General features: G+C 67.1%; 14 protein-coding genes. 6 read left to right on the top strand and 8 right to left on the bottom strand.

Annotated features, from left to right (window positions below):
* Positions 1-13: 13 nt before the first annotated feature.
* The 3 genes from ntrC to dusB are packed head-to-tail and all read right to left on the bottom strand — an operon-like array spanning position 14 to position 3514.
* Positions 14-1465: a nitrogen regulation protein NR(I) gene (ntrC, locus tag QE385_RS02590; RefSeq protein WP_307098783.1), complete on the bottom strand. Its 1452-nt coding sequence runs from the start codon at positions 1463-1465 to the stop codon at positions 14-16.
* Positions 1462-2529: a nitrogen regulation protein NR(II) gene (locus tag QE385_RS02585; RefSeq protein ID WP_307098781.1), complete on the bottom strand. Its 1068-nt coding sequence runs from the start codon at positions 2527-2529 to the stop codon at positions 1462-1464. The genes ntrC and QE385_RS02585 overlap by 4 nt, the downstream gene beginning before the upstream one ends.
* Positions 2513-3514, bottom strand: a complete 1002-nt coding sequence (dusB, locus tag QE385_RS02580) for a tRNA dihydrouridine synthase DusB (protein ID WP_307098779.1) — start codon at positions 3512-3514, stop codon at positions 2513-2515. Before dusB ends, QE385_RS02585 begins: the two co-directional genes overlap by 17 nt.
* A gap of 93 nt (positions 3515-3607) precedes the next feature.
* On the opposite strand from dusB, the gene QE385_RS02575 reads away from it, so the two are divergent.
* From QE385_RS02575 to QE385_RS02565, 3 genes are read left to right on the top strand one after another with little or no spacing between them, the layout of a single operon-like run.
* Positions 3608-4768, top strand: coding sequence for a bifunctional 2-C-methyl-D-erythritol 4-phosphate cytidylyltransferase/2-C-methyl-D-erythritol 2,4-cyclodiphosphate synthase (locus QE385_RS02575; RefSeq protein WP_307098776.1), 1161 nt, complete (start codon positions 3608-3610; stop codon positions 4766-4768).
* Positions 4765-5295 carry a hypothetical protein gene (locus tag QE385_RS02570; RefSeq protein WP_307098774.1) on the top strand — a complete coding sequence of 177 codons (531 nt, stop codon included), beginning with the start codon at positions 4765-4767 and terminating at the stop codon, positions 5293-5295. The genes QE385_RS02575 and QE385_RS02570 overlap by 4 nt, the downstream gene beginning before the upstream one ends.
* Positions 5295-5795: a CinA family protein gene (locus QE385_RS02565; protein ID WP_307098772.1), complete on the top strand. Its 501-nt coding sequence runs from the start codon at positions 5295-5297 to the stop codon at positions 5793-5795. Before QE385_RS02570 ends, QE385_RS02565 begins: the two co-directional genes overlap by 1 nt.
* Here the strand turns inward: QE385_RS02565 and QE385_RS02560 are convergent.
* Together QE385_RS02560 and lipA are read right to left on the bottom strand one after the other, a co-directional pair.
* Positions 5756-6214 carry a type II toxin-antitoxin system RatA family toxin gene (locus tag QE385_RS02560; protein WP_307098770.1) on the bottom strand — a complete coding sequence of 153 codons (459 nt, stop codon included), beginning with the start codon at positions 6212-6214 and terminating at the stop codon, positions 5756-5758. The two genes, QE385_RS02565 and QE385_RS02560, sit on opposite strands and share 40 nt — an antisense overlap.
* Positions 6214-7137 (bottom strand): lipoyl synthase, encoded by a 924-nt coding sequence (gene lipA / locus QE385_RS02555; RefSeq protein WP_307104519.1) that lies wholly within the window; start codon positions 7135-7137, stop codon positions 6214-6216. The genes QE385_RS02560 and lipA overlap by 1 nt, the downstream gene beginning before the upstream one ends.
* Before the next feature lie 153 nt (positions 7138-7290).
* Between lipA and QE385_RS02550 the strand changes: the two genes are divergently transcribed.
* On the top strand, positions 7291-7941 hold the full coding sequence (locus QE385_RS02550; protein ID WP_307098768.1) for a carbonic anhydrase: 651 nt from the start codon (positions 7291-7293) through the stop codon (positions 7939-7941).
* 95 nt (positions 7942-8036) lie between these two features.
* On the opposite strand, the gene aspS is transcribed toward QE385_RS02550, so the two are convergent.
* Positions 8037-9851 (bottom strand): aspartate--tRNA ligase, encoded by a 1815-nt coding sequence (aspS, locus tag QE385_RS02545; RefSeq protein ID WP_307098767.1) that lies wholly within the window; start codon positions 9849-9851, stop codon positions 8037-8039.
* A 149-nt stretch (positions 9852-10000) separates the two neighbouring features.
* Here aspS and rnd point away from each other — a divergent pair, with 149 nt between their 5' ends.
* On the top strand, positions 10001-11179 hold the full coding sequence (gene rnd, locus QE385_RS02540; RefSeq protein ID WP_307098765.1) for a ribonuclease D: 1179 nt from the start codon (positions 10001-10003) through the stop codon (positions 11177-11179).
* Complete coding sequence (locus QE385_RS02535) at positions 11176-11478, top strand: I78 family peptidase inhibitor (RefSeq protein ID WP_307098763.1); 303 nt, start codon at positions 11176-11178, stop codon at positions 11476-11478. The genes rnd and QE385_RS02535 overlap by 4 nt, the downstream gene beginning before the upstream one ends.
* Here QE385_RS02535 and QE385_RS02530 read toward each other — a convergent pair.
* A complete protein-coding gene (locus tag QE385_RS02530; RefSeq protein WP_307098761.1) occupies positions 11456-12937 on the bottom strand; it encodes a Ppx/GppA family phosphatase in 1482 nt (493 codons plus the stop codon). The genes QE385_RS02535 and QE385_RS02530 overlap by 23 nt on opposite strands.
* A 17-nt stretch (positions 12938-12954) precedes the next feature.
* Complete coding sequence (locus QE385_RS02525) at positions 12955-15120, bottom strand: RNA degradosome polyphosphate kinase (protein WP_373424612.1); 2166 nt, start codon at positions 15118-15120, stop codon at positions 12955-12957.
* Positions 15121-15137: the final 17 nt, after the last annotated feature.

Raw genomic sequence — 15137 nt, 5'->3', positions numbered from 1 at the left:
CAATTCCAAAAAATCACGCGGCCGGGTCGAGCCCCTCGTCCTCGCTGCCCACGGCAATTCGCAGGGTGTCGAGCCGCTTGCGCAAGGTATTGCGGTTGATCCCCATGGCCCGCGCGGTGCGAAGCTGGTTGCCGCCATGGCGCGCCAGCATCGCCTCGATCAACGGGCGCTCGACCTCGCTGATGACGCGATCATAAAGCGTGCCGTCGTCCAGCGCCGCCGGGCGTTCCGAAGCGAGCCGGGCCAGATAAGTGCGGACGGCCGCCGCCAGATCGGCGTCCGACGGCGCGCCGCCAGCGGCCATGGTCGGCGGCGCCTCGCCCAGCATTCCGCGTACCGCCTCGGCATCGATCACCTCGTCGCGTGCCAGCACGGCCAGCCGCCGCATCAGATTTTCCAGCTCTCGGACATTGCCCGGCCAGTCATGCGCGACCAGCACGTCGAGGGCATGGGCATCGACCTTGCGCCGGGGCAGCCCCTGAGCCGCTGCATTCTCCAGGAAATGCCGGGCGAGCAAGGGAATATCCTGCCGCCGCTCGCGCAGGGACGGCAGGGTGATCGGCACGACGTTCAGCCGGTAGAACAGATCCTCGCGGAACTGGCCCGAAGTCACCTGCTGGCTGAGATCGCGATTGGTAGCGGCCACGATCCGGACATCGGTGCGGATCGTCCGCGCACCGCCGACCGTGGTGAACTCGCCCGATTGCAGCACGCGGAGCAGTCGGGTCTGCGCCTCCATCGGCATGTCGCCGATCTCGTCCAGGAACAGCGTGCCGCCCGCCGCCTGCTCGAAGCGACCGGCATTGCGCTGTGCCGCGCCGGTAAAGGCGCCGCGTTCATGGCCGAACAGCTCCGCCTCGATCAGCTCGCGCGGGATCGCGGCCATGTTGATCGCGACGAAGGGGGCCTGGCGGCGCGGACCCAGATCATGGATGGCGCGCGCGACCAGTTCCTTGCCCGTGCCCGACTCGCCGGAGATCAGGACGGTCAGGTCGGTGGCGACGACACGCGCGATGATCCGATACACGCTCTGCATCGCCTGCGACCGCCCGATCAGCGGCAGCGCGCGGTCGTCCTCGCCCAGCCCGTCCTCGACCAGCACGCCGCCGCGCGCCAGCGCCCCGGCCACCGCATTGGTCAGCGCATCGAGATCGAAGGGCTTGGGCAGATATTCATAGGCGCCGACCTCCGCCGCGCGCACGGCGGTGGTCAGGGTGTTCTGCGCGGACAGGATGATGATCGGCAGGGCCGGAAAGCGCGCCGCGACGCTGCGGATATGATCGATCCCGTCCCCATCTGGCAGGATCACATCGGTCACCAGCACGTCGGGGGCACCGCCGGTCAGCACGCGATCAAGCCGGGCCAGCGTCTCGACCGCCGTGACCTCATGCCCGGCGCGACGAAGCGCCTGGCCGACGACGGTCCGGATCGCGGCGTCGTCATCGACGACCAGGATATGGCTCATGCCCGTGCCCTTGGCAGCAACAGACGCAGCACGGTCATTTCCGGTGTACCCTCTCTGGCATATTGGACGATCCCGCTCATGTCGCGGACCAGCTTGTCGACCAGCGCCAGCCCCAGCCCCTGCCCCTCGCGACGCCCCGACACGAACGGGTCGAACAGATGGTCGGCGATATCGGACGGGGCACCGGGGCCATTGTCGATCACGCAAATCTCAATCGGCAGCGGCAGGCGCGATTGCCCCTCGCCGATGCTGACCGACATGCCGTGTCGATAGGCTGTCGTCAGGATGATCCGCGGGTTGCGCACCGAGCGGACGGCCTCCCGCGCATTCTTCAGCAGGTTGATGACGATCTGGAGAAGGGCGTCCCGGTTGATCCGCGCGGGCGGCAGCGAGGGATCGAATCGTTCCTCGATCTGGATGCCCCTGGCGAACCCGGCCAGCGCGACGCTGCGCGCATGGGCGAGCAGCGGATAGATATTTTCTGGTACCAGCGGCAACGGCCGGGTATCGCTGAAATCCTGCATCCGATCGATCAGCGCGGCGATGCGATCGACCTCGGTGGTGATCAGGGTGGTCAACTCCCCGCCGTTCAGCAGCTGCGCGGCGCCGCGTATCCCCGACAGCGGGTTCTTGATCTCGTGCGCGAGCATCGCCGCTGCCCCGACCGCCGCACGCGCACCCGCGCCGCGTTCCGACGCATGGCCCAGCCGCCGGGAAGGACCGGCACTGTGCAGCGTGATGGCGCGCCAGCCGGGATGATCGGGAATTTGCGCCTCGACGAAATCGACCCGGATCTTGGGGCCGCGCGGCATCGCGATCTCGGTATCGTACACGGCAAAGCCATGGCCATCGCGGCTGCGCGGCGCGTCCGGCGGGGGCAGGATCGCCTCGACCGGCTGTCCGACCATCACCCGTTCGGACAGGTTGAGCATCTGCTCGGCCAGGCCATTGGCATGGGCGATGCGGTTGTCGGGATCGACCACCACCACGGCCACGGGCAGCGCCCCGAACAGCGCGGCGAAACCCGGTCGGCCATGGCGGGTCGGCTCAGGCAGCGGCGGCAAGCTCGATCTGCGGCATGTAAAAGTCGTACAGCATCGCCTTGACCCGGTCGGCGCTCGCCTCCTGGTTCACCTTGTTGCGGAAATCGGCCGAGCCGTGCAGCCCGCGCGTGTACCAGCCGATATGCTTGCGGGCCATGTTGACGCCCGTCTCGGTGCCGTAATGCTCGAGCATCGCGTCATAATGTTCGGTAACCGCACGATATTGCTCGTCCAGGGGCGGATCGGCGCGACGCTCGCCGGTGGCGAACCAGTGCATCACCTGGCCCAGCAGCCAGGGACGGCCATAGGCACCGCGCCCGATCATGATGCCGTCCGCACCCGACTGGTCCAGCGCCGCATCGGCATCGTCGATCGAACAGATATCGCCATTGGCGATCACCGGGATGTTGACCGCGTCCTTGACGTTGCGGATGAACGCCCAGTCGGCGCTGCCCTTGTACATCTGGTTGCGGGTGCGGCCATGGACCGTGATCATCTTCACCCCGATATCCTCGGCGATACGCGCGAGTTCGGGGGCATTCAGGCTGTCATGGCACCAGCCCATCCGCATCTTCAGCGTGACGGGCACGTCGACCGCCTTCACCGTCGCCTCGATGATCGCGGACGCCAGCTTCAGGTCGCGCATCAGCGCCGAGCCCGCATCGCCGTTGACGACCTTGCGCACCGGACAGCCCATATTGATGTCGATGATCGCCGCGCCGCGATCCGCATTGAGCTTGGCGGCCTCACCCATCTCCAGCGGGGTGCAGCCGACCAGCTGCATCGACACCGGCTCTTCTAGGGGGTGCCAGGCGGCCTTCTGGATCGACTGACGCGTCTCCCGGATCGCGGCCTGGCTGGCGATCATCTCGGTGACGTTCAGTCCCGAGCCGTAGCGGCGGACGAGCGTGCGGAACGGCATATCGGTCACGCCGGTCATGGGGGCGAGGACGACGGGGCTGTCGATCGTGACGGGACCGACCTGAATGGGGGCGAGGTTACGCATCAAACTGCCTGAAAAATAAGCAACGCCCTATCCCAAGATGGTCAGCAAGGCAAGATTGGCGGGGGCAGGCAAAAGCCGCTAGGCGACATCGCCATGAGCCAGAAAGCAAAGATCGCCGCGCTGATCGTCGCGGCGGGTGGCGGCAGCCGGATGGGCGGCGGCGTGCCGAAGCAGTTCCGCGATCTCGGCGGTCGGCCGATGCTGTGCTGGAGCCATGACGCCTTTCTCTCGCATTCCGCCATCGACCTAGTGCTGACGGTGGTGGCGGAGGATCGGCTGGACCAGGCCCGCGCCATCCTGCCGGGCGGTTTGGTGGAGCCGGGCGGTGCGTCGCGGCGCGAATCGGTGGCGCGGGGCTTGCGGCACTTGGCGCTGGCGGGGGTGGAGCAGGTGCTGATCCACGACGCCGCCCGCCCCTTCCTCTCGGCCGAGGTGATCGACCGGGTGCTGGCGGGCATGGCATCGGCCGATGGGGCGATGCCGGTCCTGCCGGTGGCGGACACGCTGGCGCGCGACAGGGATGCGGTGCTGGGCGAGATCGTACCGCGCGACGGCGTCGTTCGGGTGCAGACGCCGCAGGGCTTTCACCTGCAGGCGGTAGTCGCCGCACATGCCGCCTGGCCGGCCGATGCGGAGGCGACCGACGATGCGCAGATGGTACGACGGCTTGGCGGACGCGTCGCTTTGGTGCAGGGCGATGCCATGCTCGAGAAAATCACCTATCCCGACGACCTGACCGGCGCGGACATGCGCCTGACCTGGGAAACCCGGACGGCCATGGGCTATGACGTCCACCGGCTGGAAGACGGCGAGGAATTATGGCTGGGCGGGGTGTTGATCCCGCACCATCAGGGGCTGTCGGGACATAGCGACGCCGATGTCGCGCTCCATGCGCTGACCGACGCGCTGCTCGGGACGATCGCGGCCGGGGATATCGGCACGCATTTCCCGCCCAGCGATCCGCAATGGAAGGGCGCTGAGTCGGGGCAGTTCCTGCAGCATGCCGCCAAGCTGATCGCCGACAAGGGCGGTCGGATCGATTTCGTCGACCTGACGATCATCTGCGAAGCGCCCAAGATCGGGCCGCATCGTGCCGCCATGGTCGCGCGGATCGCCCAGCTGCTCGGTATCGACCAGGGCCGGGTCAGCCTGAAGGCGACGACCACCGAGCGGCTGGGCTTTACCGGACGCGGCGAAGGCATTGCGACGCAGGCGGTGGCGACCGTCCGCCTGCCGGGCGGGGCGGCGGCGTGAAGCGGCTGGCGCTGATCGCCGCGCTGGCTTTGCTCATCGCTCCGGAGGCGGCGATGGCGCAGCAACGGGCCTGCATCACACCGCCCGAGGCCGAGGCGATGACCCTGGTCGCCATGCCGGATATTCTGCGCGAAACCGGCCGGGTCTGCGGCGCGCGACTGCCCGCCAATAGCCTGATCCGCGGCAACGGCACGCTCATCTCCAAATACGAAGCCTCCGCCGATCAGGCATGGCCGACCGCGCGCGCCGCGATCGTCAAGCTGTCCGATCCGACCGTGGATACGCTGCTCCAGTCCGACTATGCCCGGCCGCTGCTGACCTCCCTGCTCGTCCCGTTCATCGTCGGGCGGATCGGGCTGGAGGATTGCGGGACGATCGACCGGCTGGTGACGCAACTCGCCCCCCTGCCCCCGCGCAACATGGCGGCGGTGATCGTCACCGCGCTGCAATATCTCAAAAGCGAAAAGGCGCGCGGACGGCAGGTTGCCGTGCCCGACCTGCCCCTCTGCCCCAACGGAAACCGCTGATGGACGTGCTTCTCCCCCCCGAACTGGTCGCGCTGGCCAAGCGTGTCGTCGTCGCCAACCGCGCGATCGGCCGCCGAGTCGCGCTGGCCGAGAGCTGCACTGGGGGCTTGGTATCCGCCGCGCTGACCGAAATTCCCGGCTCGTCCGACGTGGTCGAGGCGGGTTTCGTCACCTATTCCAACCAGGCCAAGATCAAGCTGCTGAACGTCAGCCCGGACATGATCGACACGTTCGGCGCGGTGTCGACCGCCACCGCCTGGGCGATGGCGCAGGGTGCGCTGGCGGCGAGCGAGGCCGACATCGCCGTCGCGATCACCGGCGTGGCAGGGCCCGGCGGCGGCACGGCGAAGAAGCCGGTCGGAACGGTCGTCTTCGCCCAGGCGCTTCGCGACGGCGACCCCGAAGAGATCAAGGCCGAGCGGCACGAATTCGGTGAAATCGGCCGCGGCGCGATCCGGCTTCAGGCGGCGCTGTTGGCGTTGGAGTTGTTGTTGCCGTAAAGCCTGGCTGCGCGGTCCTCGAACGCGCCGATCATGCGGCGGAGCGCGGTGCCGAACACCTGCCCCGCCAGCATCTCGAACACCCGGTTCTTGAAGGCGAAGTCGACGGTGAAGTCGACCGCGCAGCCTTGTTCCTCGGGCCGGAAGCGCCAGTTGTTGCGCAGATATTTGAGCGGCCCGTCGAGATATTCGACATCGATCGCCTCCGGCCGCGCCTTGGTGACGCGGCTGGTGAAGGTCTCGCGCAGCCCCTTGAAGCCGACGATCATGTCGGCGACCGTCTCGGTGTCCGAGTCCGATCGCACGCGCATCGCCGAAACCCAGGGCAGGAATTCCGGATAGCGCGCGACGTCGGCGACCAGGTCGAACATCTGCTCCGGCGTATAGGGCAGATGCCGTGTTTCGCTATGCTTGGGCATTAGCGGGCGCTGGCCAGCTTCGCCTCGCGCGCGGTCCGCAGCCGTTCGAAATCGTCACCCGCATGATAGCTAGACCGCGTCAGCGGCGAGCTGGCGACGAGCAGGAAGCCCTTGGCGCGGGCGATCGAGGCATAGGCGTCGAACGCCTTGGGCGTGACGAACTCGGCAACCTTGGCATGGCGCGGCGTCGGCTGGAGATACTGGCCCATGGTCAGGAAATCGATGTCGGCCGAACGCATGTCGTCCATCACCTGATGGACCTCCAGCCGCTCCTCGCCCAAGCCCAGCATGACGCCCGACTTGGTGAAGATCGACGGATCGTGGCGCTTCACGCTCTCCAACAGCCGCAGCGAGGCGTAATAGCGCGCGCCGGGACGGATCGTCGGGTAAAGCCGGGGCACCGTTTCCAGATTGTGGTTATACACGTCGGGCCGCGCCTCGACGATCGACTCGATCGCGGCCTGCGCCTTGTTGCGGAAATCGGGCGTCAAGATTTCGATGGTCGTATCGGGGGTCGTGCGGCGCAGCGCCTGGATGACCTTCACGAATTGCGATGCGCCGCCATCGGGCAGGTCGTCGCGGTCGACCGAGGTGACGACGATGTGCTTCAGGCCCATCTGCGCCGCTGCATCGGCGACATTCTGCGGCTCCATCGCATCGACCTTGCGCGGCATGCCGGTCTTGACGTTGCAGAAGGCGCAGGCGCGGGTGCAGGTGTCGCCCAGGATCATGACGGTCGCATGCTTTTTCGACCAGCATTCCCCGATATTGGGGCAGGCCGCCTCTTCGCAGACGGTCGTCAGGCTCTTGGCGCGCATCAGCTCGCGGGTCGCGGCGAAACCGGCGCTCGTCGGTGCCTTGACGCGGATCCAGTCGGGCTTGCGCGCGCGCGCGGGCGCGGCCAACGGTGTCAACTCGTTCATGCCCGCGAAATAGCGATGCAGCCGGTCGGACACAATGCCCGCTGACACGCAGCGCGATATCCGTGGACAGACACATTTTGATATGGAACCGAAACGGCCATGCCCGGGTTCGCCTGCTATAGCGTGGCTTCCTTAACTGGATAAGAGAGAGCAATGACCGACTTTAACGACCTCGTGGATGGCTATCAGCGCTTTCGGACCTCCGATTGGCGTCGCCAGCGCGACCGCTGGGCCGAACTGAAGGAAGGCCAGAGCCCCAAGGTGATGGTGATCGCCTGCTCGGACAGCCGCGTCGATCCGGCCCAGATCTTCGACACGCTGCCCGGTGAGATCTTCGTCGTGCGCAACGTCGCCAACCTGGTTCCCCCGTTCGAGACGGGCGGCGGGCATCACGGCGTGTCGGCTGCACTGGAATTCGCGGTGACGCAGCTGGAAGTGACCGACGTCGTCGTCATGGGTCACGGCGCATGCGGCGGCTGCAAGGCCGCGCTGACCCAGGGCTTCGCCCATGCCCCGCAGGGCGAAGGTGGCTTCATCTCCGACTGGGTGAACCTGCTCGACGGCGCGCGCGAGAAGGTCATCGCCAAGCATGGTGACGGCCCCGACGCGATGCGTGAGATGGAGCTCGAGTCGGTTCGCACCTCGATCGCAAATCTGCGCACCTTCCCCTTCGTCACCAAGCGTGAGGAAGCGGGCAAGCTGACCCTGCGCGGCGCCTATTTCGCGATCGCCGACGGCGTGCTGCACCTGATGGACGAGAGCGGCGAGTTCAAGCCCGCCTCCCCGTCGCTGGTCGCGGCCTGAGAAGGTCGGTCTGGGCCCCCGGCCCGGACACGACACGAAAAAAGGGCGGACGCCGCATCCGGCGCCCGCCCTTTTTCTGTGCCCTTCGGGCGGGATCAGCCCGCCGAAGCGGCGACGACCTGATCCACATCCTTTTTCGGCTCGGCGGTCGAGCGCAGCGACAGCTCGCGCATCTGCTTGTTGCTGGGCAGGCTGGGGGCGCCCATCAGCAGGTCCTCGGCACGCTGGTTCATCGGGAACAGCGAGATTTCGCGCAGATTCTGCGCGCCGCAGATCAGCATCACGATCCGGTCGACGCCAGCGGCCATGCCGCCATGCGGCGGCGCGCCATACTGGAACGCCCGGTAGAGACCGCCGAAACGCTCCTCGACATCCGCCTTGGACAGGCCGACCTTCTCGAACGCGGCGACCATCAGTTCGGGCGACTGGTTTCGGATCGAACCCGACGCGATCTCGAAGCCGTTGCAGACCAAGTCGTACTGATAGGCCTTGAGCGACAGCGGATCGGCGGTGGTCAGCGCCTCCATGCCACCCTGCGGCATCGAGAAGGGGTTGTGCGCGAACTCGACCTTCTTCTCGTCCTCGTCCCACTCGTAGAAGGGGAAGTCGACGATCCAGCAGAGGCGGAACGCCCCCTCTTCGATCAGGCCGAGCTGCTCGGCGACGCGGGTGCGGGCGAGGCCGGCCAGTTTGGCGGCCGCATCGACCTTGCCCGCCGCGAAGAACAGGCCGTCATCCGGGCCCAGGCCCAGCGCGGCATAGATCGCCTCCATGCCCTCGGTGCCGTGGTTCTTGGCGATCGGACCGCCGAACTCGCCGCCCTTGCGGGTGACATAGCCCAGGCCCGCATGACCCTCCGCGCGCGCCCATTCGTTCATCTCGTCGAAGAACTTGCGGCTCTTCTCGGCGGTCTTGGGTGCCGGGATCGCGCGGACGACGCCGCCCGAACCGACGATCTTCTCGAACAGCCCGAAGCCCGAGGTCGTGAAATGCTCGGAGACGTCGGTGATGATCAGAGGGTTGCGCAGGTCGGGCTTGTCGTTGCCATATTTCAGCATCGACTCCGAATAGGGAATGCGCGGGAACTCGCCCGTGGGCGTGACGGTCCGGCCATCGGCGAACTTCTCGAAGATGCCGCCGATCACCGGCTCCATCGTCTCCCACACCTCTTCCTGGGTGACGAAGCTCATTTCCAGGTCGAGCTGGTAGAATTCGCCCGGCAAGCGGTCGGCGCGCGGGTCCTCGTCGCGGAAGCAGGGCGCGATCTGGAAATAGCGGTCGAACCCGGCGACCATCAACAGCTGCTTATACTGCTGCGGCGCCTGCGGCAGCGCATAGAACTTGCCCGGATGGATGCGGCTCGGCACCAGGAAGTCGCGCGCGCCCTCGGGCGAGGAGGCGGTCAGGATCGGGGTCGAATATTCGGTGAAGCCCGCCGTTTCCATGCGACGCCGCATGTCGGAGATCACCTGGGTCCGGCGCACGATATTGGCGTGCAGCGTCTCGCGACGCAGGTCGAGGAAGCGATAGCGCAGGCGGATATCCTCCGGATATTCCTGCTCGCCCGCCACGGGCATCGGCAGTTCCTCGGCGGCCGATAGCACGGTGGCGCCGCGCGCGAACACCTCGATCTCGCCGGTCGCCAGATTGGCGTTGACCGTGCCCGCCGAGCGCGCCTTCACCACGCCGTCGATCGTCACGACCGACTCGACGCGCACTGCCTCCAGGATGGCGAGCGCGGGGGTGTCGCTGTCCGCGACGATCTGGGTGATGCCGTAATGGTCGCGCAGATCGACGAAGAGGACGCCGCCATGGTCGCGCTTGCGATGGACCCAGCCGGACAGGCGGACCGTCTGGCCCACGGCGTCGGCTGTCAGCGCGGCACAGGTATGAGTACGATAGGCGTGCATGGCGAGCATTCTCTGAACGTCTGGGGAAAGTGACGCCGCTTCCCCGCCCACCCCTGTTTTGTCAATCCCCCAGTGGCCGCTCTCCATGCCGAACGGGCACCTGCGCGTTCCTCTTTGTCAACCCGCGCGCGTGCGGCTATGTGCATGCGATGCACGTTCATCCGTTGATTACCGACAGCGCCACGCTCGCCAATCTCTGCGCCCGCCTCTCGCAAGCCGACTTCATCACGGTCGATACCGAGTTCATGCGCGAAAGCACCTATTGGCCGGAGCTGTGCCTGATCCAGATCGCCGACACCGAAGAGGCCGCCGCGATCGACCCCAAGGCGCCGGGTCTGGATATGACGCCGCTGCTCGACCTGCTGGTCAACAATGACGAGGTTCTGAAGGTCTTCCATGCCGGTGGGCAGGATATCGAGATCATCTACAACCTGACCGGAAAGACCCCCCACCCCCTGTTCGACACCCAGATCGCGGCCATGGCGCTGGGACAGGGCGAGCAGATCGGCTATTCCAACCTGGTCGACAGCTGGCTCGGCATCCCGATCGACAAGGGCGCCCGCTTCACCGACTGGTCGCGCCGCCCGCTCGACCAGCGGCAGGTCGATTATGCGATCGGCGACGTGACCCATCTCTCCGCCATCTTCCCCAGGATGCTGGAACGGCTGCGCAAGACCGGGCGCGGCGCATGGCTGGACCAGGAAATGGAGCGGCTGGCCGATCCCTCGCATTACGCCAATGATCCCGACAGCGCCTGGAAGCGCGTCCGCGTATCGGGTCGCAAGCCCGACATGCTCGGCCGTCTGAAGGCGCTCGCCCGCTGGCGCGAACTGGAGGCACAGGCCAAGGACCTGCCGCGTGGCCGCATCGTCAAGGACGAGACGCTGGCCGACCTGGCCGGGCATCCGCCGCGCAAGCAGACCGATCTTGCCAAGGTGCGCGGGCTTTCCGCCACCTGGGCGGGCAACGACATCGGTCATCGCCTTATGGAGGCGCTGGAGGGCGCGACGCCGCTCGACGCCGACGAACTGCCCGCGCGTGACGATCGCAAGCCGGGGCTGGGGCGCGAGGGCGCGCTGGTCGCCGATCTGCTCAAGCTGTTACTCAAGATCCGCGCGCGCGACATCGACGTGGCGCCGCGCCTGCTGGCCCGGTCGGACGATCTGGAGATGCTGGCGGCGGGGGTTCGCAGCGGCCTGTCGGTGCTCGATGGCTGGCGGTTCGAGCAATTCGGGCGCGACGCGCTCGATCTGGTCGAGGGGCGCACCGGGTTCGTCGTCAAGGGCGGCAAGCTGAAGATGGTCCGCACCGAGGATCCAGTGGCATGAACCGGGCCGTGGTCCTCGTCGCGCTGATGGCGATCGGTGCCTGTACCCCGACCGGAACGCCGCCGTCGCGCGGCGAGCAGATGGCGGAATTACCGATGCAGTGCGGTGAGGGCCGCGTCGCGGACCTGGTCGGCAAGCGCTGGGGCGAGGCGATGCGCGCCGACGTGCTGAAGCGCACCGGCGCGCGGACCCTACGGGTGATTGCGCCGGGCGATGCGGTCACGATGGACTATCGCACCGACCGGCTGAACCTGGAAACCGATGCCGAGGGACGGATCACGCGGATTCGGTGCGGCTGATCCGCGTCGCCATCCGCCCCAGCGCGGCGGCGAGCGCGGCATGGCGACGCTCGACCGCCTCGCCGTAAAAGCCCCTGTCCTCGTCCAGCATCGTGAGGCCCAGGCTGGTCGCTTCCAGAACCAGCCTGGTCCGCTCCAACGGCCCCTCTAGGCCGCCGCTCAGCCGCTGGCCCAGCCGGATCGCCAGTCCCCAGCTCGTCGCCAGCTTCAGCTGTGCCGGGGTCGCCAGTTCGGCGAGCGGCGCTGGCACGTCCAGCCCTCCGCCCAGACTCGTGTGCAGCGCCTGCGCCAACATGGCGCGCCCCGTCGCGTCGATCCCGACCCAATTGCCGTGGAGCGCGATCTCCACCCCGCGTTCGGCCCGAAATTCCGGATTGGCGCGCCAGCCCACATCGGCGAGCAGGCAGGCGGCATGACGAAGCCGCGCCTCGGCGGCGGCTTCCCCGGCAAATAGCGGGGCGATCCAGCTTTCGAGCAGGTCGCCATGTTCGGGAAAGCGCCCGAGCAACCGCCCCTCTTCGCGCGCCGCCACGATCAACGGATCCTGGGCGCGGGTCCTGGCATCCAGATTGCCGTAGAGCAGCCCTTCGCGCAGGCCATAGGCGGACACCACGGTCGTACTGCTGCCCAGATGCTTGAGGAGGACGCTCAGCAGCGCGGTCGCATCGCCGAGCGTCGCCGCGCGGCTGGACGACAGGCCCTTCACGTCGCGCAGCCGCGCCTTGGACAGATGCGGGATGGTCCGCGACAGCCTCGCTATATCGGTCGGCGTCAGTTCATAGTGATGGATGATCGGCAGGGGATATTCGGCCAGCGTCATGTCGAGCCGCGCCAGCGCCCGCCACGATCCGCCGACCAGATAGAAGGGCAGGCCCCGACCGCGGCCTTCCCATCCCGCCTCCTCGATCAGCCGCCCGATCTGCCGCTCGAACGCCTTGCCGCCGCGCTCTCGCAGCGCCGGGATACGCAGCACGCCAAGCGGAAAGGACACCCGGTCCTCGACCCCACCGTCCCGCACCCGCACGAGTTCCAGGCTGCCTCCGCCCAGGTCGCCGACGATCCCGTCGGCATCGGGAATGGCGGACAAGACCCCCTCGCCCGCCCCCTTGGCCTCCTGCTCGCCCGACAGCAGCTCGACCTCAAGCCCCAGCGACTCGGCGCAGTCAATCAGTTCCTGCCCATTGGCGGCGTCGCGCACCGCCGCCGTCGCCACGGTGCGCAGGCTGCTCACCCCCATCTCCCGCGCGAGGCTGGCGAAGCGGGCCAGCGCCACCCGCGCCTTGCCCAGCGCGACCGGGTCGATCGCCCCCGTGGCGGCGAGGCCCCGGCCGAGGCCCGCCATCACCTTCTCGTTGAACAGGATCGCGGGCAGGCGCGCTGGACCCTGATAGACGACGAGACGGACCGAGTTCGAGCCGATGTCGATGATCGCCGTACGCGGCGCGCGGATCGCTGCCATCGTTCCGCCGCCCCCGATCAGCGCTGTCGCCGGAGCGACAGGGTCGGCACTGCCTTGCTGGTGTCGAGCGCGGCGCCGCGCCCCGAAAGCGAAGGATTGGTCATGAAATACCGATGCAGGTTGAAGGGGCGATCGCCCGGTTCGTCACGGACATAGCGGCCATCGGGCTCCAGTTCCCAGCTCTGTTCGTTGTCGAGCAGGTTGGCGACCATCACCTGGTCGAGGATCTGGTCGTGGACGGTCGGGTTGAGGATGGGCAGCATATATTCGACCCGCCTATCGAAGTTGCGCGGCATCCAGTCGGCCGAGGAAATGAAGAGCTTGGCCGCGTCATGGGGCAGCGCCTTGCCGTCGCCGAACGCCCAGATGCGGCTATGCTCCAGAAAGCGGCCGACGACCGATTTCACCCGGATATGATCCGACAGGCCGGGGACGCCGGGGCGCAGGCAGCAGATGCCGCGCACGATCAGGTCGATCTCGACCCCCGCACCGCTCGCCTCGTACAGCTTTTCGATGATCAGCGGATCGACCAGCGAGTTCATCTTGGCCCAGATGCTGCCCTTTCGACCCGCGCGGGCATGGGCGATCTCGGCATCGACCAGCGCCATCAAATTGTGCCGCAGGTCGCGCGGCGACAGGCTGACCCGGTTCATCGCCACGGGTTCGACATAGCCGGTGATATAGTTGAACATCTGCGCCGCATCCCGCCCGATGGCGGGGTCGGCGGTGAAGAAGCTGAGATCGGTATAGATGCGTGCCGTCACGGGGTGATAATTGCCCGTGCCGAAATGGCAGTAGGTGCGGAAGTCGCCGCCCTCGCGCCGGACGACCATCGACACCTTGGCATGCGTCTTCCAGTCGATGAAGCCATAGACGACCTGGACGCCCGCCCGCTCCAGCGCGGAGGCCCAGTAAAGATTCTGCTCCTCGTCAAAGCGCGCCTTCAGCTCGACGATCGCGGTCACCGACTTGCCCGCCTCCGCCGCCGCGATCAGGGCGTTGATGACCGCCGACTGCTTGCCCGCGCGGTAGAGGGTCTGCTTGATCGCCACCACATCCGGGTCGACCGCCGCCTGCTTTAGAAAGGCGATGACCGCCTCGAACGTCTCGTACGGATGGTGGACGACGATGTCCTTGGCCTTGATCGCGGCGAAACAGTCGCCCGCGAACTCGCGAATCCGTTCGGGAAAGCGCGGCGTATAGGGCGGAAATTTCAGGTCCGGCCGATCCGCATCGACCAGCATGTCTAGATCGCCGATGCCGAGCAGATTTCCGCTCTCGGTGATGATCGCATCCGTCCCGCCCAGTTCGTCGCGCAGCACGTCGGCCAGTTCGTCGGGCATCCCCGTCTCCAGCTCCAGCCGGATGACGCGCCCGCGCCGCCGCCGCTTGATCGCATTGGCGAAATAGCGGACCAGATCCTCGGCCTCCTCCTCGATCTCGATATCGCTGTCGCGAAGGACGCGGAAGGTCGCCGCGCCGTTGACGACATAGCCGGGGAACAGCAATCCCGAAAAGCGGCGCAGGATCGTCTCGATCGACACATAGCGCGTCCCCTCGCCCGGCAACCGGACGAAGCGCGGCATTGTTGCGGGGATCATCACCAGCTCGCGGATCGGCGCCTTGTCCGACACGCGGGTCAGGTCGAAGATCATCGACAGCCCCTTGTTCGGGATGAACGGAAAGGGGTGCGCGGGATCGAGCGCCTGGGGGGTCAGGATCGGGAAGATCTGGTCGCGGACATGCCCCTCCAGCCAGGCGCTCGCCTCGGCATCGATCGCATCGCGGCGCAATACGAAAATGCCCGCCGCATCGAGCAGGTTGCGCAGGTCGCCCCATACTTCCTGCTGGCTGGCCATCAGCCGGTCCGCTTCGGCGACGATCTCGTTCAGCTGCTGCCCCGGCGTCAGCCCGTCGACCGAGCGCTGTTCGACGTCCTGCGCCTGCTGCCCCTTCAGGCCCGCAACGCGGACCATGAAGAATTCATCGAGGTTCGAGCCCGAGATGGACAGGAAGCGGAGCCGCTCGAGCAGCGGATGCGCGGTGTTGCACGCCTCTTCCAGCACGCGCCGGTTGAAGGCCAGCCAGGACAGCTCGCGATTGAAATAGCGCCCGTTCGGCTCCCGCGTGACATGATCGTCGTCCGGTTCGGACATTTGCGCGATATGGGCAGGCCGGGTCATCGTTTCTCGCTTGGTTC

The organism is Sphingomonas sp. SORGH_AS_0950, assembly GCF_030818415.1.
GTDB lineage: Bacteria > Pseudomonadota > Alphaproteobacteria > Sphingomonadales > Sphingomonadaceae > Sphingomonas.
The sequence above is the reverse complement of the archived record's forward strand: the minus strand, read 5'-3'. Positions and strand labels throughout refer to the sequence as shown.